This window comes from Streptomyces sp. ADI95-17, from assembly GCF_003846175.1.
In the GTDB taxonomy this organism is placed as follows: Bacteria; Actinomycetota; Actinomycetes; order Streptomycetales; family Streptomycetaceae; genus Streptomyces; species Streptomyces sanglieri.
In genome coordinates this window covers 1,116,950-1,134,787 of the sequence record NZ_ML123045.1, presented here as the reverse complement: position 1 = coordinate 1,134,787, position 17,838 = coordinate 1,116,950, and the positions used below count along the sequence as shown (strand labels likewise).

Here is a 17,838-nt window from a genome sequence, read left to right as displayed (position 1 = left end):
CAGCAGTACCGCGGGCCTCGGCGCCATCGGTGACAGAACCGACGATACCGGCGGAGCCGGACGGCCCTGCGGCCGGGCCACCCGAGGCCGGTCGTTCCTGGTCAGCGGCTCGGGCATGGCGCAGAAACGGGGGCGGCGGCCCCCGGGGATCCGGGAGCCGCCGCCTTGTTCCGCCCTGGGGCCTGTCGTCAGGCCTTGCGCGTGCGGGCCGCCTTCTTCGCCGCGGGCTTCTTCGCCGCAGCCGTCTTGGCGGTCCCCGAGGTCCCGGCAGCCTTGGCTGCCGTGGCGGACTTCGCGGTCCGGGCCGTGGCCGTCTTCCTGGCCGGGGCCGACTTCGCGGCGACCGCCTTCTTCGCGGCCGTCTTCCGCACCGGCTTGCGGGCCGCGGGCACCGCGGCCTCGCTCACCCGCTCCGGGTCCAGGATGCCCTGGAGGAACTTGCCGGTGTGGCTGGCCGGAACCCCGGCGACCTGCTCCGGAGTCCCCTCGGCGATGACCAGGCCGCCGCCGCTGCCGCCTTCGGGGCCCATGTCGATGACCCAGTCCGCGGTCTTGATCACATCGAGGTTGTGCTCGATGACGATCACCGAGTTGCCCTTGTCGACCAGCCCGGAGAGCACCTTGATGAGCTTGCTGATGTCCTCGAAGTGCAGACCCGTGGTCGGCTCGTCCAAGACGTAGACCGTGCGGCCGGTGGAGCGCTTCTGGAGCTCGCTGGCGAGCTTCACACGCTGCGCCTCACCACCGGAGAGGGTCGGCGCGGACTGGCCGAGCCGCACATATCCGAGACCCACCTCGTTGAGCGTGCGGAGGTGGCGGGCGATCGTCGGGACGGCCTCGAAGAACTCCAGGCCCTCCTCGATCGGCATGTCCAGCACCTCGGCAATGGACTTGCCCTTGTAGTGGACCTCCAGGGTCTCCCGGTTGTAGCGCGCTCCGTGGCAGACCTCGCACGGGACGTACACGTCCGGCAGGAAGTTCATCTCGATCTTGATGGTGCCGTCGCCGGAGCAGTTCTCGCAGCGGCCTCCCTTGACGTTGAAGGAGAAGCGGCCCGGCAGATAGCCGCGCACCTTCGCCTCCATCGTCTCCGCGAACAGCTTGCGGACGTGGTCGAAGACACCGGTGTACGTGGCCGGGTTGGACCGGGGGGTCCGGCCGATGGGCGACTGGTCGACGTGCACGACCTTGTCGACCAGGTCGTCGCCGTCGACCCGGGTGTGCCGGCCGGGGACCGACTTGGCGCCGTTCAGCTCGCGCGCCAGGTGGGTGTAGAGGATGTCGTTGACCAGCGTCGACTTGCCCGAACCCGAGACGCCCGTGACGGCCGTGAGCAGGCCGAGCGGGAAGGAGACGTCGATGTCCCGGAGGTTGTTCTCCCGGGCGCCGTGCACGGTGAGCCTGCGCTGCGGGTCGACGGGGCGCCGGATGTCCGGCATCGGGATCTGCTTCTTGCCGGTCAGATACTGGCCGGTGATCGACTCCCCGTTGGCCAGCAGCTCCTTGAGCGATCCGGAGTGGACCACCTTGCCGCCGTGCTCACCGGCGCCGGGGCCGATGTCGACGACCCAGTCGGCGACCTTGATGGTGTCCTCGTCGTGCTCGACGACGATGAGCGTGTTGCCCATGTCGCGGAGCCGGACCAGGGTCTCGATCAGCCGGTGGTTGTCCCGCTGGTGCAGGCCGATGGACGGCTCGTCCAGCACGTACAGCACGCCGACCAGGCCGGAGCCGATCTGGGTGGCGAGCCGGATGCGCTGGGCCTCGCCGCCGGACAGGGTGCCGGCCGCGCGGTTGAGCGAGAGGTAGTCGAGGCCGACGTCGACGAGGAACTTCAGCCGCTCGTTGACCTCCTTCAGCACCCGCTCGGCGATCTTCTTGTCACGGGCGTTGAGCTTCATCCGGCCGAGGAACTCGGCGCACTCGCTGATCGACATCGCGGCGACCTCGGCGATGGACTTCTCCATCACCGTCACCGCGAGGACGATCGGCTTCAGCCTGGTGCCCTCACAGGTCGGGCAGGGCACCTCGCGCATGTAGCCCTCGAAGCGCTCCCGGCTGGAGTCGCTCTCGGCGTCGGAGTGCCGCCGCTTGACGAACTGCACCGCGCCTTCGAAGGCGGGCGTGGTGTACGCGCGCTCCCGCCCGTAGCGGTTGCGGTAGCGGACCTCGGTCTGGATCTTGTGGCCATGGAGCAGGGCCTTCTTGGCGCGCTGCGGCAGCCCGGCCCAGGGGATGTCCGTCCGGAATCCGAGAGCGTCGGCGAGGGCGCTGATCTGCCGGCCGAAGTACTCCTTGGTGTGGCCGTGCGACCAGGGGTGGATCGCGCCCTCGTCGAGCGACTTCTCCTCGTCGGGGACGATCAGCTCCGGGTCGACCTCCATCCGTGTGCCGATGCCCGTGCAGTCGGGGCAGGCGCCGAAGGGCGAGTTGAAGGAGAAGGAGCGCGGTTCGAGCTCCTCGAAGGAGAGGTCGTCGTACGGGCAATAGAGGTGCTCGGAGTACATCCGCTCGCGCTCGGGGTCGTCCTCGGGGAGGTCGACGAAGTCGAGCACGACCATGCCGCCGGAGAGCCCGAGCGCGGTCTCGACCGAGTCGGTCAGCCGGCGCTTGGCGCTGTCCTTCACCGTGAGGCGGTCGATGACCACCTCGATGGTGTGCTTCTCCTGCTTCTTCAGCTTGGGCGGCTCGGAGAGCTGGATGGTCCCGCCGTCGACCCGGGCCCTGCTGTAGCCCTTGGTCTGCAGATCGGCGAAGAGGTCGACGAACTCGCCCTTGCGCTCGCGCACCAGCGGCGAGAGCACCTGGAAACGGCTGCCCTCGGGCAGGCCGAGCACCTTGTCGACGATCGCCTGCGGCGACTGGCGCGAGATGGGCCGTCGGCACTCCGGGCAGTGCGGCTTGCCGATCCGGGCGAAGAGCAGCCTGAGGTAGTCGTAGACCTCGGTGATGGTGCCGACCGTCGAGCGCGGGTTGCGCGAGGTCGACTTCTGGTCGATGGAGACGGCGGGCGAGAGGCCCTCGATGAAGTCGACGTCCGGCTTGTCCATCTGGCCGAGGAACTGGCGGGCGTACGAGGAGAGGGACTCCACGTAGCGTCGCTGGCCCTCGGCGAAAATCGTGTCGAACGCGAGGGAAGACTTGCCCGACCCGGAGAGCCCGGTGAAGACGATGAGGGAGTCGCGCGGGAGGTCGAGCGAGACGTTCTTGAGGTTGTGCTCGCGAGCGCCACGGACGATGAGACGGTCGGCCACGCCGGTCCGCACCTTTCTGGAGAGAAGTGGGGGAACTGAGCCCCTGTCCCAGGGTATGGGGGGCGCCACAGCGGTGTACGAAGCTTTCGACTCCGAGCGTATAGCACGCACATTCGATTTACGGACGGCTGAAGACTCCTTCACCCGAATGAGTGGCGAGGCTAGGCTCAGCCCCATGATTGATCATGCGCACGACCTGGACGCCGTACGTGAAGCAACCGATCGACTGCTCAGCGCCACCGAAAAATTGGACGCTGCCGCACTCGCCCGGCCGTCGCGATTGCCGGGTTGGAGTCGGGGCCATGTCGTTGCGCACCTTTCTCGTAACGCCGACGCGCTCGTAAATGTTCTCCAGGGCCGCCCCATGTACGCAGACAGCGAAACCCGCGACCGCGACATCGAGCGCGACGCGACCCGGTCGCAGTCCGAACAGCTGGCCGACCTGGCCGGGAGCGCGGCCCGCCTCCAGGACGCCGCCGCGGCCCCGGCCGACTGGTCGCGAACGGTCGAGCTGCGCAACGGCGTGACGGACTCCGCCTCCCGGATCCCCTTCCGGCGCCGCGTCGAGGTCGAGCTGCACCATGTCGACCTCGGGATCGGCTACGAGCTGGAGGACCTGCCGGACGAGTTCACCGCCCGGGAGATCGACTTCCTGGCCGAGCGGTTCGCCGGGCACCCCGCGGTCGTCTCGACGAGTGTGGCCGACAGCACGGGCCGGCTCCGGACGACCGGCGGCGGCGCGGAGGGCGGGCCCGTCGTGGTCCGCGGCACGGCGCCCGAACTGCTCGGCTGGCTCAGCGGGCGGCGGGACGGCTCCGCCCTGACCGTCGAAGGCGGGCCCCTGCCCGCGCTGCCCCCCCTATAGGCTGAGAGTCATGACGTACAGCGGAGCGGTCAAGGTCGGCGGGCGTGCGGACGTACACGAGTTGACGGATCTGATGATCTCCAAGGTCGCCGTCGGCCCGATGAACAACAACGCCTATCTGCTGCGCTGCCGGGCCACCGGCGAGCAGCTGCTGATCGACGCGGCCGCCGAGGCCGGGACGCTGCTGCGACTGATCGGTGACGACGGCATCGCGTCCGTCGTCACCACTCACCGGCACGGCGACCACTGGCAGGCACTGGGCGAGGTGGTGGCGGCCACCGGAGCGCGTACCTACGCGGGGCGGTACGACGCCGAGGGCATCCCGGTCCCGACCGATGTGCTCGTCGAGGACGGCGACACGATCCGCGTCGGGCAGGTCACACTGACCGCCCGCCACCTGACGGGCCACACCCCGGGCTCGATCGCGCTCGTCTACGACGACCCGCACGGCGCTCCGCACCTGTTCACCGGGGACTGCCTCTTCCCCGGCGGGATCGGCAACACGTTCAAGGACCCCGAGGCGTTCGCGAGTCTGCTGCACGACGTGGAGACCAGGCTCTTCGACCCGCTGCCCGACGAGACCTGGGTCTACCCGGGCCACGGACACGACACCACGCTCGGCGACGAGCGCCCGCAGCTGCCGGAGTGGCGCGCCCGGGGCTGGTGACAACGGCGGGGGTACGGGCGCATGGTCCGCGCGCCCGTACCCCCGCCTCCGCTCAGGCCTCTGTGCCGGCACCCTTGTCCGCGGCGGCGTCGACCTTCTCCGCTTCCGCAGCGGCGTCCGCCCGGGCCTGCTTCTTGTTGGCGACGAGGCTGGTGATCGTGGTGATCACCAGCACGCCGCAGATGACGCCGAGCGACACCGGGATGGAGATCTCGGGGACGTGCACTCCGGACTCGTGCAGTGCGTGCAGCACCAGCTTCACCCCGATGAAGCCGAGGATGACCGAGAGCCCGTAGCTGAGGTGGACCAGCTTCTTCAGCAGCCCGCCGATCAGGAAGTACAGCTGCCGCAGCCCCATCAGGGCGAAGGCGTTGGCGGTGAAGACGATGTACGGGTCCTGGGTCAGACCGAAGATCGCCGGGATGGAGTCCAGGGCGAACAGCACATCGGTGGTGCCGATGGCGAGCATGACGACCATCAGCGGTGTCAGGACGCGCTTGCCATTGTTCCGGATGAAGAGCTTGGTGCCGTGGTAGCGGTCGGCCACCCCGAAGCGGCGCTCGATCGTCTTGAGGAGACGGTTCTCCTCGAACTCCTCCTCTTCCTCGTCGGCCCGTGCCTCCTGGATGAGCTTCCAGGCGGTGTAGATCAGGAACGCGCCGAAGATGTAGAAGACCCACGAGAAGTTGGCGATCACGGCGGCACCGGCGGCGATGAAGATCGCCCGCAGCACCAGCGCGATCAGCACACCGACCAGCAGCACCCGTTGCTGAAGGTGTGAGGGCACCGAGAACTTCGCCATGATCAGGACGAAGACGAAGAGGTTGTCGACACTGAGCGACTTCTCGGTGATGAAGCCGGCGAAGAACTCGCCCGAGGCCTGGCTCTCGCCGAAGACCAGCAGGCCGAGCCCGAAGAGGGCGGCCAGCGCGATCCAGACGATCGTCCAGATTCCGGCTTCCTTTGTCGTCACGTCATGGGGCTTGCGCCCGATGAAGAAGTCGACGGCGATAAGGGCTGACAGACCAAGAATGGTCAGCACCCAGAGGGTCCATGAAACGTCCACTGCGCCTCCGGCAGTTCGCTACGGCTACTGATCAGCGTCGTCGCTGCCGGAGGTCTCTTCCACCCGGGCGCACGGGCTGCGCACCACGGGCCGACGCCCCGGGACCGGTCACGGTCCGTATTGACGGGTACGCCGCGTATGGGAGTACTCCCCTCCGTTCAAAGAACAGTACAGGGAACACCAAGGAAAGGTAAAGAAGAGGGTAAAGATCATTCAAAAGCACTGGTCGGAGGGGTGTGAGTCAGGTGCCGGTTGTGCCCGGCAATCAGGGGCGGCGCGGGCGGCGGGCGGCCGCCACCTTGGCCAGCACCTGCTCCAGGACCCGGCTGCCCGGCGGCATCCGGGGCGGCTCGTACGTCCAGGCGTGCCCCACCCAGGGGTCGGCCAGGTGGTCGTCGGCGACCGGGGTGACGCGCAGCAGCGAACGCCACAGCGGGTCCAGCACCGGCCCGTAGGCGCTGGCGTCCTCCCGGTCCGCGACCATCATCAGATGGACGCCGACCGAGGGTCCCTCGTCGGCGAGGTAGCGCAGCTGGGTGACGGACCGGTCGTCGAAGCCGTGCGGGAAGTCGTTGACGATCAGCAGCTGCTCGCCGGTGTCCACGTCCGGCGGGAGCGAGTCGGCGGCGCCGGCCCGGATCGCCATCTGCACCAGGTCGACGCGGCGGGTGAGATGGGCGAGGACCGAGGCCACTCCCCCGGCTCCGGAGGCGGGCGGCCCGGCGAGCGCCCCGGACCGGACCAGGGGTGCGAGCGCCCCGGCCGCGGAGCCCGCGGGGTCGATGACATGGACCGAGAACTCGTCGGCCGGGTAGACCGCCAGCAGCCGGGCCGCGTGCGCGACCGCGCACTCCATGGCGAGGCTGCGCAGCCGGGCGCTGTCCATCAGGGCCGCGGCATCGGACGTCGTACGGCCGCTGTCGATCCACATCCCGCGCTCCAGCGGCAGCCGGACCAGCAGCGGGATGTGCAGGGCAGGGTTCTCGGGCAGGTGCAGGTCGCCGATGCGCAGCGCCATGGGGATCTCCATGGGGACGCGGTAGGCGTGCCAGACGGGGTTGTCCCAGCCCGCGAACGCGGCGGGCAGCGCGGGTTCCACCACGGCGGCCTCGGCGACGAGCTGGGCCAGGTCGCGGTCGAGGGCCTCACGGGCGCGGGTGGTCAGCTCGTCGCGCTTGGCCCGGGCCTCCTCGCGGGCCCGGTCCCCCGCGCCGCCGATCCGGCTGCGCGGGTCGGACAGGGTGCGGTCGAGCTCCTGGCCCATCCGGGACTCGGCGAAGTCGACGGCGCTGCGATAGGCGGCGGTGGTGCGGGCCAGGTCCTCGAACATGCCCCAGATCTGGTTGTAGAGGCGCTCGTCCATGGACCAGCCGGTCGCGTCCCCGGCGACGGGCTGTGCGGGGCGGCCCGGCTCGGCGGGCGGCGCGGTGGGAGGGGGCGGCGGGGGTGCGGTGGACTGGCGACGCGGGTGCGCGTAGTTGATGGGCCCGCCCGTCGTGGCGCCGGGCGGCGGAGTGGCGGGCTCCGCGATCGGCTCGGGCGGCTGGGGTGCGGGCCGGTGGCCGTCCGGGGGCGGTACGGGGCCGGGCGCGCCGGCGCCGGGGGCGACCCGGTCGGCGCCCGGGGTGCGCGGCGGGGGCGGGGCGACCGAGCGGGCCGTCGCCCGGGTTACCGCGTCCTGGATGGAGTGGGCCAGCTCGGCGGCCCCGGGCACGCCCTGGTCGGCGAGCATGGCGTCCAGGCCGCCCGCGTAGCCCTGGCCGACCGCGCGTACCTTCCAGGCGCCCTGCCGGCGGTACAGCTCCAGGGCCGTGACCGCGGATTCGCTGTCCAGGCCGGTGAGCGTGAAAGTGGCGATCTCGGTGCCGTCGAGCCCGGTGACGGCGACGAACGGGGAGGCCACCGCGCCGAACCTGACCGGGCCGCCGACGCCGGTCGGCAGGGCCAGCAGCACGGTGACCCGGTGCACCGGGCCGGGCAGGGCGTCGAGATCCACGGCGAGCCGGTGGTCGGCGGCGGCCTGCCGGGACACTTCGAGCCCGGGGAGCTGGGGCGATCCCGGGTGGGCGATCCATTCGGTGCCGCGCACCGTGCCGTTCTCGTCGCCGAGCGTGGCACCGGCCACGACGGGCGTGCCGGCCGATACCCGGATCTCCAGACGGGTCTGGGGCAAGGTGTGGTTCTGCCCCCGGACCAGCTCGGCCGTCATTGCCCTGTCCCCTCGACGATTCGCTGCTGTGTGTCGCGCGTGGTGCCGCGTGCGGTGCGGCGCGATGTGTCGCAGCTCCCGGCGGCCGATGCCTCCGGGAGCTGCGGGTACCGGTACGTACCGGCTCGGAGGGTGCCGGGGAGCCCGGCACCCTCCATCGGTCGGGTCCTGCCTACAGGTGCGGCAGGATCGCCGGCATCAGGTCCTGGAAGGTGCGGCCGTTGGCCGGGTTGCCGAGCGCGGTCATCTGCCAGCCGTTCCCCGCTCGGTGCACCTTGGCCATGATCTGGGCGGTGTACTGCCCGCCGCCGTCCAGCGTGTAGCGGGCGAGCTCCTGGCCGTTGGTCTCGTCGACGATGCGGCAGAAGGCGTTCTGCACCTCCTGGAACGTCTGGCCGGTGAAGGAGTTCACCGTGAAGACGATCTGGTCGATGTGGACCGGCACCCGCTGCAGGTCGACGAGGATCGCCTCGTCGTCGCCGCCGGAACCGGCGCCCCCGACCAGGTTGTCCCCGGTGTGCTTGACCGATCCGTCGTCACTGACGAGGTGACGGAAGAAGACCACGTCGACCGGCTGCTTGTCGGCGAAGAGCACCGCCGACGCGTCGAGGTCGATCTCCCGTGTACGTGAACCGAACAGACCCCGGCGCGGCGCCGCCTGCCAGCCGAGCCCCATCCGCACCGCGGTCAGGGTCCCCCCGTCGCTCTTCTGCAGGCTGATGGCCTGACCCTTGGTCATATTGACCGTCACGCGCTGTCCCCTCTCCGCTTTCCCCGCAACCGTCCGTGCGCGGTTTCCCAGCACCCTACGCATTCGCGCCGGTGGCGCGACCGCTCGGGGCCGTTTTGTGTCGGTCCTGCAACACACCGGATGCCGCGGGCTCAGGCAAGCCCCGCCTCGCGCATCTGGCGCAGTTCCTTCTTCAACTCCCCGACCTCGTCACGCAGTCGCGCGGCCACCTCGAACTGGAGGTCCGCGGCCGCCGCCCGCATCCGGTCGGTCATCTCCTCGATGATCCCGGCGAGTTCGGTGGCGGGCCGGTCGGTGACCGTCTCGCCGCCGCCCTTGGCCTTCTTGGAGCCGGCCGTCTTGACGCCCAGCGCGGGAACGGGTGCCTTGGCACCCTTCGCCTGGCGGTAGCCGGTGCCGAGCAGCTGCTCGGTGTCGACCTCCTCGCGGGCGATCGTCGCGACGATGTCGTTGATCTTCTTCCGCAGCGGCTGCGGGTCGAGACCGCGCTCGGTGTTGTAGGCGATCTGCTTCTCGCGGCGGCGGTTGGTCTCGTCGATGGCCTGCGCCATCGCCGGGGTGATCTTGTCCGCGTACATATGGACCTGCCCCGAGACGTTCCGGGCGGCTCGCCCGATGGTCTGGATCAGGGACGTCCCCGAGCGCAGGAAGCCCTGCTTGTCCGCGTCGAGGATGGCGACGAGCGACACCTCGGGCAGGTCGAGGCCCTCGCGCAGCAGGTTGATGCCGACCAGTACGTCGTACTCGCCGGAGCGCAGCTCGCGCAGCAGCTCGATACGGCGCAGTGTGTCGACGTCGCTGTGCAGATAGCGGACCTGGATGCCGAGCTCCAGGAAGTAGTCGGTGAGGTCCTCGGCCATCTTCTTGGTGAGGGTGGTGACCAGGACGCGCTCGTCCTTCTCGGCGCGTGTACGGATCTCGTGCACCAGGTCGTCGATCTGGCCCTCGGTGGGCTTGACGACCACTTCCGGGTCGACGAGGCCGGTGGGGCGGATGATCTGTTCCACGAAGCCGTCGCCCCGGGACAGCTCGTACTTCCCCGGAGTGGCGGAGAGATAGACGGTCTGGTCGATCCGGCTCAGGAACTCCTCCCACTTCAGCGGGCGGTTGTCGAGCGCGGAGGGGAGCCGGAAGCCGTGGTCGACCAGGGTGCGCTTGCGGGAGGCGTCGCCCTCGTACATGGCGCCGATCTGCGGCACGGTGACATGCGACTCGTCGAGGACGAGGAGGAAGTCCTCGGGGAAGTAGTCGAGGAGGGTGTTGGGGGCGGTGCCCGGCGAGCGGCCGTCGAAGTGCATTGAGTAGTTCTCCACGCCGGAGCAGGTGCCGATCTGGCGGAGCATCTCGATGTCGTACGTGGTGCGCATCCGCAGCCGCTGGGCCTCCAGCATCTTGCCCTGTTTCTCCAGCTCGGCGAGGCGCTGTTCCAGCTCCTGCTCGATGCCGTTGACCGCCTTCTCCATGCGCTCGGGACCGGCGACGTAGTGGCTGGCGGGGAAGACGTGGAGCGACTGGTCCTCGCTGATCACCTCGCCGGTGAGCGGGTGGAGGGTGGAGAGCGCCTCGATCTCGTCGCCGAACATCTCGATGCGTACGGCGAGCTCCTCGTAGACCGGGAAGATCTCGATGGTGTCGCCGCGGACCCGGAAGGTGCCCCGGGTGAACGCCAGGTCGTTGCGGCTGTACTGGATCTCGACGAAGCGGCGCAGCAGCTGGTCCCGGTCGATCTCCTCGCCGACCTTGAGCTGGACCATCCGGTCCACGTACTCCTGGGGCGTACCGAGGCCGTAGATGCAGGAGACGGAGGCGACCACGACGACGTCGCGCCGGGTGAGCAGCGAATTCGTCGCGGAGTGGCGCAGCCGCTCGACCTCCTCGTTGATCGAGGAGTCCTTCTCGATGTAGGTGTCCGACTGCGGTACGTACGCCTCGGGCTGGTAGTAGTCGTAGTACGAGACGAAGTACTCGACGGCGTTGTTGGGCAGCAGCTCGCGGAACTCGTTCGCCAGCTGTGCGGCGAGCGTCTTGTTCGGTGCCATCACGAGCGTGGGGCGCTGCAGCTTCTCGATCATCCACGCGGTGGTCGCCGATTTACCGGTGCCGGTCGCGCCGAGCAGGACCACGTCCTTCTCGTCCGCGCGGATGCGCCGCTCCAGCTCGGCGATGGCCGCGGGCTGGTCGCCGCTGGGCTGGTAGGGACTGACGACCTCGAAAGGCGCCACCGAACGTTCGATCTTCGAAACGGGCCGCATGGAACCACCGTACGACCCACCACTGACAACCGGGCCGGGTCAGCCGGGATGCCGGGGCCGCGTCACCATTCTCCCGGTGGCGCGGGGTCGCGCGGCCGGGAGTGGAAGGACGCCGGGTCGGCGTGCGTACCGAACCTGGGCACCTGCCGCTGGGCCGGGATTCCGGGCTTCCGGCCTGCCCCGCCCGGGGCGCCGGGGTCGTTCCAGTCCGGGGTGCCCATCACCATCAGCGGATCGAACATCACGACCACCGCGGCGAGGATCAGGAAGCAGGCGGGGCCGATCAGCAGCGGGACCAGCGGTGCGCTCGATCCGTCGCCCGCGACGGCGTCGGGGTGCAGATGGACGCTGAGCGCGGCCATCCCCGTGTAGTGCATGCCGCTCACCGCGACGCCCATGACGACACTGGCCCCGAGGCTGGGCAGGAATCCGTGCACGGAGACGGCCGCCCAGAGCGCGGTCGTCGCGGCCACCACGGCGATGACGACGGAGAGCGCCACGGTGACCGTGTCGTACTCGAACTGTCCGTCCAGACGCATTCCGGCCATGCCCAGGTAGTGCATGGTGGCCACGCCGAGCCCGGTGATCGTGCCGCCCGTCACCAGCGCCATCCTGGTGGCGCCCCGGTAGCCGACGATGAAGATGCCGACGCCGACCATGGCGACGGCGACCCCGAGACTGGCGAAGGTGATCGGCATGTCGTAGCCGATGCTCACCCCGTCCACGGAGAAGCCCATCATCGCTATGAAGTGCATCGTCCATATGCCGGAGCCTATGGAGGTCGCGCCGAGGGCCAGCCAGCCTGCCTTGAAGGAACGCTCGGTGCGCAGCGATCGGTTGGTGCAACGCAGTCCGAGGGCCGCACCCAGGCAGGCCATGAGGAAGGCCGCGACGGGCGTCACCGCTCCGTAGCTGAAACCGTCGATCGTGCCCTGCATGCTCGTACGCCCTTCGCGGAAGCCCGGGTTCGGGGTGACCCTAAGGCGCGAGTCCCGGCAAACAAACAGAAGAGCTGCATTTTATCGAGAGGGAATCCGGCCCGTTACCCGGCATCATCGGCCGCGTTCACGTTGTGGCCATCCTTCGCCTGTCCCCCGTTGGGGCGCGGCTGTCACTCTCGGCCCGTCCGCAACTCTGACGCAAGGAGTACACGTGTACGCACGCACCGCGACCGCCGCCCTCGCCGCCGCGTCCCTGATGGGCGCCGGCGCGTATCTGATGTCGACCGCCGATACGCAGACCACGGGCCGGACCACCGCGGCCGGGCACACGACGGCGGTCACCGGCGTCAGCACCGTGAGCGCCCGGACCTCGGGCACGAAGCGGAGCGCTCCCGTCGTCTTCGCCCACCGGGGTGCCTCGGCCTACGCGCCGGAGAACACCCTGGCCGCCGTCGACAAGGCCGACGCCCTCGGCTTCGACTGGGTGGAGAACGACGTCCAGTTCACCAAGGACGGTGTGCTGGTGGTCGTGCACGACACCGATCTGAAGCGGACCACCGATGCGGAGCAGGTCTTCCCGGACCGGGCTCCGTGGGCGGTCAAGGACTTCACGGCCGCGGAGATCGCCCGGCTGGACGCGGGCAGCTGGTTCGGTCCGGAGTTCGCCGGGACCCGGGTGCCGACGCTCAAGCAGTACCTGGACCGGATCGAGCGCAACCAGCAGAAGCTGCTCCTGGAGATCAAGAGCCCCGAGATCTACCCGGGGATCGAGAAGGAGACCCTGCGGGTGCTGCGCCAGAAGGGGTGGCTCGACCGTTCGCACGTGAAGAACAGGCTCGTCGTCCAGAGCTTCGGCGCGGACAGCGTGAAGAAGGTGCACCAGCTGCGACCGGACGTCACGACGGGCTTCCTCGGCACTCCCGCGGTGGCCGATCTGCCCTCGTACGCGGCCTTCACCGACCAGATCAACCCGTCCTACACATCGGTTTCGGCCGACTACGTGGACGCGGTGCACGCGCTGAAGGGCGCGCACGGCAAGAAGCTCCGGGTCAACACCTGGACGGTCAACGACGCGGCGACCGCCGCGAAGGTGGCGGGCCTCGGCGTGGACGGAATCATCACCAACAACCCCGACGTGGTGCGCGAAGCCACCCGCTGACCCTGTGGCCGGCCGGTCCGCCCCCGCCCGTCCGCCCCGGGCCCGTTGTCAGTGGCCGGCCGTACGGTGGTCCACATGAACAGCAACGGGGTCGTCGAGTGGGCCGTCGTCGGGAGCGACATCGGCCCGCTGCTGCTCGCCGCGACCGGCAAGGGACTGGTGGGTGTGTTCTTCCATGCCCGTCCCGAGGTGCGGGAGAAGGCGGTCGAACAGCTGCGGACGCGACTGGGCGCGGAGCCGGTGGAGTCTCCCGGCTCCGCCCGGCTCGCCGAGCCGATACGTCAGCTCGCGGAGTATTTCGCGGGCTCGTCGCGGGAGTTCTCGCTCGATCTGGACTGGTCGCTGACCTCCGGTTTCAACCGCCAGGTGCTCCGCGAGCTGGCCACGGGCGTGCCGTACGGCACGGTCGTCGGGTACGGGGATCTCGCCGGGCGGGTGGGACAGCCGGGCGCCGCGCAGGCGGTCGGGGCGGCCATGGGGTCCAATCCGCTGCCGGTGGTGGTGCCGTGCCATCGGGTGGTGGAGAGCGACGGCGGTCTCGGCGGGTTCGGCGGCGGCCTCGAAACCAAGCGGCAGCTGCTGGCTCTGGAGGGTGTGCTGCCCCGGCCGCTGTTCTGAGCCGGCTGCCGGAGCCTTCCGGTCCGGGGCGCTCGGGCCGCCGGGGCGGGGCAGCAGGAAGTCCGGCGATCCCGGGCCCTGCGCGGAGCCGTGCCGGCCGTACCCGGTCCGAACCCTGTTTCGTACCCGCGTACGGACTGGCACACTGCGCCAGTGACCAACACCCTCGATGCACCTGACACCCCCACCGGGCCCGGCCGCCCCGCCGCCCCGGTCACGGAGGCCGAGCTGCCCGGGCTGCGGCGCAGAACGTCCGCGGTGCTCATAGGCAGCCAGATACTCGGCGGCCTCGGTGTGCCCATCGGCATCGCCCTGGCCCCCGTGCTGGCCACCGAGGTGAGCGGCTCCGAGGCGCTGTCCGGTCTGGCCCCGACCGCTTCGGTCACCGGAACGGCGCTGCTCTCGCTGCCGCTGGCCGCGCTGATGACCGCGCGCGGCCGGCGCCCCGGTCTCGTACTGGCGTATCTGATCGGCGCGCTCGGCGCGGGGCTGGTGGTCCTGTCCACCCTCGTGAACAGCTTCCCGTTGCTGCTGCTCGGCATGGCCGGGTTCGGCGCCGGATCCTCGGCCAATCTGCAGGCCCGGTTCGCCGCCGCGGATCTGGCCGAGCCCGACCGGCGCGGCCGGGCGATCTCCACCGTCATCTGGGCCACCACGATCGGCTCCGTCCTCGGGCCGAACATCGCCGCCCCGGTGGGCCATCTCTTCCGGGGCGGCCCCATATCCGAGAAGGCGGGCCCGTTCGTCTTCGCAGCCGGGATCTTCCTGCTGGCCGCCGTGGTGGTCGGGGTGCTGCTGCGACCGGACCCGCTGCTCACGGCGCGGGCGCTGGCGCCGCAGGGCGACGGTTCGCCGGCCGGCCGGTCGCTGCGCGCCGGAATCGCGGCGGTGCGGGCCTCGCCCATGGCACGGCTGGCGCTGGTGACGGTGACCGTGTCGCACACCGCGATGGTCTCGATCATGGTGATGACCCCGGTCGATCTGGGCCATCACGGCGCCGGGCTCCAGCTGATCGGCCTGGTCATCAGCGGCCACATCGCGGGGATGTACGCGTTCTCCCCGGTGATGGGCTGGCTGTCGGACCGCTTCGGCCGGCTCGCCGTGATCGGTCTGGCGGTCGGCCTGCTCTCCTGCGCCGCGCTGCTGGCCGGAACCGCGGGACCCAGCCACGGGCAGACGGCGGCCGGTCTCTTCACGCTCGGTCTCGGCTGGTCGGCGGGGCTGGTCGCCGGTTCGGCGCTGCTCACCGACTCCGTGCCGCAGCCCGCCCGCGCCGCCGTGCAGGGTCTGTCGGATCTGACCATGAACACGGCGGCGGGCATCGGCGGAGCGGTCGCCGGGGTCATCGTCGCCCGGGCGAGCTACGGCTGGCTGAACGTGGTCGGAGCCTGTCTGCTGCTGCCGATGGCGGCGCTGGCACTGCGCCGGGCGCTGACCCGGCCCACCCCCACCCCCACAGTCGCGCCCGGGGCTTCCGACTGAACCGCGGGGAAGCCCCGGAGGGCTTCAGAAGTTGTCGGAGGGGCTTCAGAGGCTGATGTGGTACGCCTTGCGCAGCGTCTCGTGCACGGTCCACGTCGTGCGGTCGCCCTCGCGCAGCACACAGGCGTCCCCCGGCCCGATCTCCAGCGTCGCACCGCCCTCGACCACCACGGTCGCGCGTCCGCCGACGACCACGAAGAGTTCGTTGGCCTCGGTGTCGGTGACCACGCCGGGCGTGATCTGCCAGATGCCACGCACCTGCTTGCCGTCGGGCGACTCCCAGAGCACCTTGCCGGTCACCACGGGCTCGCCCGAGACGATCTGCGCGGGGTCCAGCGGCTCCGGTTCGAGTTCGGCGTCCGGAATGTGCACGGCGAACGAGGCAGGGGCTTGATCAAATGTGGTCATGGCCGGTCACCTTAGCGACCGCCGGGAAACGACTCGGCAGCAGGATGCGCAGAAATGGCAAGCGGAATCCCGGCCAGTCCGGCGCGCGCCGCACGGGTCCGCCGACCCGGCCGCACGTTTGAGGCGGCCGCGCCCGCGACAGGGATGTGGACATGTCATCCAACGCGTCGCATCGCGCACACCCCTGCGCCCCTGCCCTCTCCCCCGAGGTACGAGCGGCCCTCGCCACGCACCACCCCGTCGTGGCCCTGGAGTCGACGATCATCGCCCACGGTCTGCCGCGTCCCCGCAATCTGCGGGTCGCCGAGGAGCTCGAAGGGCTCGTACAGTCGGCGGGCGCGGTGCCCGCGACGATCGCCGTACTCGACGGAAGGGCCCACATCGGCCTGGACAAAGCCCAGTTGGAGCGGGTCGCCACGGACCCCGGGATGCGGAAGCTGGGGCACCGGGACCTCGCGCCGGCCATGGCGACGGGCGCGAGCGGGGCGACGACCGTGTCCGCCACGGCGTTCCTGGCCGCCCGCGCCGGCCTGCGTGTCTTCGCGACCGGCGGCCTCGGCGGCGTACACCGGGAGTGGACGCGGACCCAGGACGAGTCCGCCGATCTCCGGCTCCTGGCGCGGACCGGCATCACCGTGGTGTGCGCCGGGGTGAAGTCGATCCTGGACGTCCCGGCGACGCTGCAACGCCTGGAGACGCTGGGCGTCACCGTGCTCGGTTACGGCACCGGCCTCTTCCCCGGCTTCTATCTGACCAGTTCGGGCGAGCCGGTCGACTGGACGGTGCGGACGCCCGAGGAGGTCGCGGACGTGATGCGGGCCCAGGACGCGCTCGGCGGGCCCGGGGGCGCGCTCGTCGTCGCCAACCCCGTCCCCGTGGCGGGCCAGCTGGATCCCGCACTCCACGACCGTGTGCTGGCCGAGGCCCTGGCGGAATGCCGGGAGCGCGGCATCGTGGGCCAGGCCGTCACACCGTTCCTGCTGGACCGGCTGATGCGGGGAACCGGCGGCGCCTCGCTGGAGGCCAATCTGGCGGCCGTACGCGCCAATGTGTCGCTCGCCGCGCGGATCTCCGGCTCCTGGGCGGCCCGGCCCCCCGAGGACCCGGCCTCGCAGACCGGCCGGGCGGCCGGACAATGACCGGCGGCCGGGTGCCGGTTGACGGCCAGGGGACTGCCAACGGCCAGGTGCCGGCCGACGGCCGAGTGGCGACTGACGGCCGAGTGGCGACTGACGGCCGGGTGCAAGTGCCGGTTGACGACGGGGCGACGACCGGCGGTGGCCTGCTCGTCATCGGGGACGTGGTCACGGATGTGGTGGCGCGGCACGGGACGGCGCTGGTCCACGGTACGGACACCTCGGCCCGGATCCGTACCCTTCCCGGCGGCGCGGGGGCCAATGTCGCCTGCTGGGCGGCCCGTTCGGGATGCGCCGATGTGCGGCTGCTGGCCAGGGTCGGTGCCGACAGCGCGGACTGGCACCGGGACGCGCTGCGGCGGGCAGGGGTGCGCTCTCTGCTGGCCGTGGACGAGGAAGCTCCGACCGCCACCGTCGTCGCGCTCGTCGATTCCGCCGCCGAGCGCACCTTCCTCACCGACAGCGGGGCCGTGCTCCGCCTCTCCCCCGACGACTGGTCACCGTCGATGCTGGACGGCGTCGCCCATCTCCATCTCTCCGGCTACCTTCTCTTCGCCGCGACGAGCCGGGCGACGGCCCTGCTCGCCCTGCGGGAGGCACGGTCGCGGCGGATCCCGGTGAGCGTCGACCCGGCCTCGGCCGGCTTCCTCGCCGAGCTGGGCGCCGACCGGTTCCTGGCAGCCGTGGAGAGCGCCGATCTGCTGCTGCCCAACGCGGACGAGGCCCGGCTGCTCACCGGACTTCCCGAACCGGCCGATGCCGCGGCCAAGTTGAGCCTCCAGGTGGGCCGGGTGGTCGTCACGCTCGGCGAGCGCGGAGCCCTGCTCGCAGCCGCCGGTACGGTGACCGGGCGCATCCCGGCGGTTCAGGTGCGCGGGGCGGTGGACTCGACGGGTGCGGGCGACGCGTTCACCGGCGGTTTTCTCGCGGCGCGTCTGGCGGGTGCGGACGCCGCTTCGGCCGCGGCGGCGGGATGCCGGGCGGGCGCGGAGGCGGTCACCACCGTGGGCGGCCGTCCGGGCCCCTGAGC

14 protein-coding genes are annotated in these 17,838 nt (G+C 70.7%); 7 read left to right on the top strand and 7 right to left on the bottom strand.

Annotation, left to right across the window (positions count from 1 at the left end; translation table 11 throughout):
- Positions 1–188: 188 nt before the first annotated feature.
- Positions 189–3,254 (bottom strand): excinuclease ABC subunit UvrA, encoded by a 3,066-nt coding sequence (gene uvrA, locus EES42_RS13125; RefSeq protein ID WP_124718303.1) that lies wholly within the window; start codon positions 3,252–3,254, stop codon positions 189–191.
- A 175-nt stretch (positions 3,255–3,429) separates the two neighbouring features.
- On the opposite strand from uvrA, the gene EES42_RS13120 reads away from it, so the two are divergent.
- Positions 3,430–4,119, top strand: coding sequence for a maleylpyruvate isomerase family mycothiol-dependent enzyme (locus tag EES42_RS13120; protein ID WP_124718302.1), 690 nt, complete (start codon positions 3,430–3,432; stop codon positions 4,117–4,119).
- A gap of 10 nt (positions 4,120–4,129) precedes the next feature.
- A complete protein-coding gene (locus EES42_RS13115) occupies positions 4,130–4,786 on the top strand; it encodes an MBL fold metallo-hydrolase (RefSeq protein WP_124718301.1) in 657 nt (218 codons plus the stop codon).
- Between the two features lie 52 nt (positions 4,787–4,838).
- Here EES42_RS13115 and EES42_RS13110 read toward each other — a convergent pair whose 3' ends face one another.
- The 5 genes from EES42_RS13110 to EES42_RS13090 form a co-directional block, all read right to left on the bottom strand.
- The gene (locus tag EES42_RS13110; protein ID WP_124718300.1) at positions 4,839–5,852 is read right to left on the bottom strand and encodes a TerC family protein; all 1,014 of its coding nucleotides are present in this window, start codon (positions 5,850–5,852) and stop codon (positions 4,839–4,841) included.
- Between the two features lie 265 nt (positions 5,853–6,117).
- Entirely contained in the window at positions 6,118–8,061 is a 1,944-nt protein-coding gene (locus EES42_RS13105) for a TerD family protein (protein ID WP_124718299.1), read from the bottom strand.
- A 172-nt stretch (positions 8,062–8,233) separates the two neighbouring features.
- The gene (locus EES42_RS13100; RefSeq protein ID WP_124718298.1) at positions 8,234–8,812 is read right to left on the bottom strand and encodes a TerD family protein; all 579 of its coding nucleotides are present in this window, start codon (positions 8,810–8,812) and stop codon (positions 8,234–8,236) included.
- 131 nt (positions 8,813–8,943) lie between these two features.
- Positions 8,944–11,064, bottom strand: coding sequence for an excinuclease ABC subunit UvrB (uvrB, locus tag EES42_RS13095; protein ID WP_124718297.1), 2,121 nt, complete (start codon positions 11,062–11,064; stop codon positions 8,944–8,946).
- A gap of 62 nt (positions 11,065–11,126) precedes the next feature.
- Positions 11,127–12,002 (bottom strand): MHYT domain-containing protein, encoded by an 876-nt coding sequence (locus EES42_RS13090; protein WP_124718296.1) that lies wholly within the window; start codon positions 12,000–12,002, stop codon positions 11,127–11,129.
- Between the two features lie 214 nt (positions 12,003–12,216).
- Between EES42_RS13090 and EES42_RS13085 the strand changes: the two genes are divergently transcribed.
- The 3 genes from EES42_RS13085 (at position 12,217) to EES42_RS13075 (ending at position 15,264) form a co-directional block, all read left to right on the top strand.
- Positions 12,217–13,164 (top strand): glycerophosphodiester phosphodiesterase, encoded by a 948-nt coding sequence (locus EES42_RS13085; protein WP_206433452.1) that lies wholly within the window; start codon positions 12,217–12,219, stop codon positions 13,162–13,164.
- Positions 13,165–13,239: 75 nt separating this feature from the next.
- Positions 13,240–13,782, top strand: a complete 543-nt coding sequence (locus EES42_RS13080) for a methylated-DNA--[protein]-cysteine S-methyltransferase (protein ID WP_124718295.1) — start codon at positions 13,240–13,242, stop codon at positions 13,780–13,782.
- 258 nt (positions 13,783–14,040) lie between these two features.
- Positions 14,041–15,264, top strand: a complete 1,224-nt coding sequence (locus EES42_RS13075) for an MFS transporter (protein ID WP_241196383.1) — start codon at positions 14,041–14,043, stop codon at positions 15,262–15,264.
- Between the two features lie 45 nt (positions 15,265–15,309).
- Here EES42_RS13075 and EES42_RS13070 read toward each other — a convergent pair whose 3' ends face one another.
- Complete coding sequence (locus tag EES42_RS13070; RefSeq protein WP_124718293.1) at positions 15,310–15,672, bottom strand: cupin domain-containing protein; 363 nt, start codon at positions 15,670–15,672, stop codon at positions 15,310–15,312.
- Positions 15,673–15,824: 152 nt separating this feature from the next.
- On the opposite strand from EES42_RS13070, the gene EES42_RS13065 reads away from it, so the two are divergent.
- Together EES42_RS13065 and EES42_RS13060 are read left to right on the top strand one after the other, a co-directional pair.
- Positions 15,825–16,811, top strand: coding sequence for a pseudouridine-5'-phosphate glycosidase (locus EES42_RS13065; RefSeq protein WP_124718292.1), 987 nt, complete (start codon positions 15,825–15,827; stop codon positions 16,809–16,811).
- A 101-nt stretch (positions 16,812–16,912) separates the two neighbouring features.
- Positions 16,913–17,836, top strand: a complete 924-nt coding sequence (locus EES42_RS13060; RefSeq protein WP_241196366.1) for a carbohydrate kinase family protein — start codon at positions 16,913–16,915, stop codon at positions 17,834–17,836.
- The last annotated feature ends 2 nt before the right edge of the window (positions 17,837–17,838 follow it).

Excerpts from the sequence above, each read along its gene's own strand:
- EES42_RS13120 (WP_124718302.1), top strand. The coding sequence starts at position 3,430 with ATGATTGATCATGCGCACGACCTGGACGCCGTACGTGAAGCAACCGAT.
- EES42_RS13115 (WP_124718301.1), top strand. The coding sequence starts at position 4,130 with ATGACGTACAGCGGAGCGGTCAAGGTCGGCGGGCGTGCGGACGTACAC.
- EES42_RS13105 (WP_124718299.1), bottom strand. The coding sequence starts at position 8,061 with ATGACGGCCGAGCTGGTCCGGGGGCAGAACCACACCTTGCCCCAGACC.
- uvrB (WP_124718297.1), bottom strand. The coding sequence starts at position 11,064 with ATGCGGCCCGTTTCGAAGATCGAACGTTCGGTGGCGCCTTTCGAGGTC.
- EES42_RS13090 (WP_124718296.1), bottom strand. The coding sequence starts at position 12,002 with ATGCAGGGCACGATCGACGGTTTCAGCTACGGAGCGGTGACGCCCGTC.
- EES42_RS13080 (WP_124718295.1), top strand. The coding sequence starts at position 13,240 with ATGAACAGCAACGGGGTCGTCGAGTGGGCCGTCGTCGGGAGCGACATC.
- EES42_RS13070 (WP_124718293.1), bottom strand. The coding sequence starts at position 15,672 with ATGACCACATTTGATCAAGCCCCTGCCTCGTTCGCCGTGCACATTCCG.
- EES42_RS13065 (WP_124718292.1), top strand. The coding sequence starts at position 15,825 with ATGTCATCCAACGCGTCGCATCGCGCACACCCCTGCGCCCCTGCCCTC.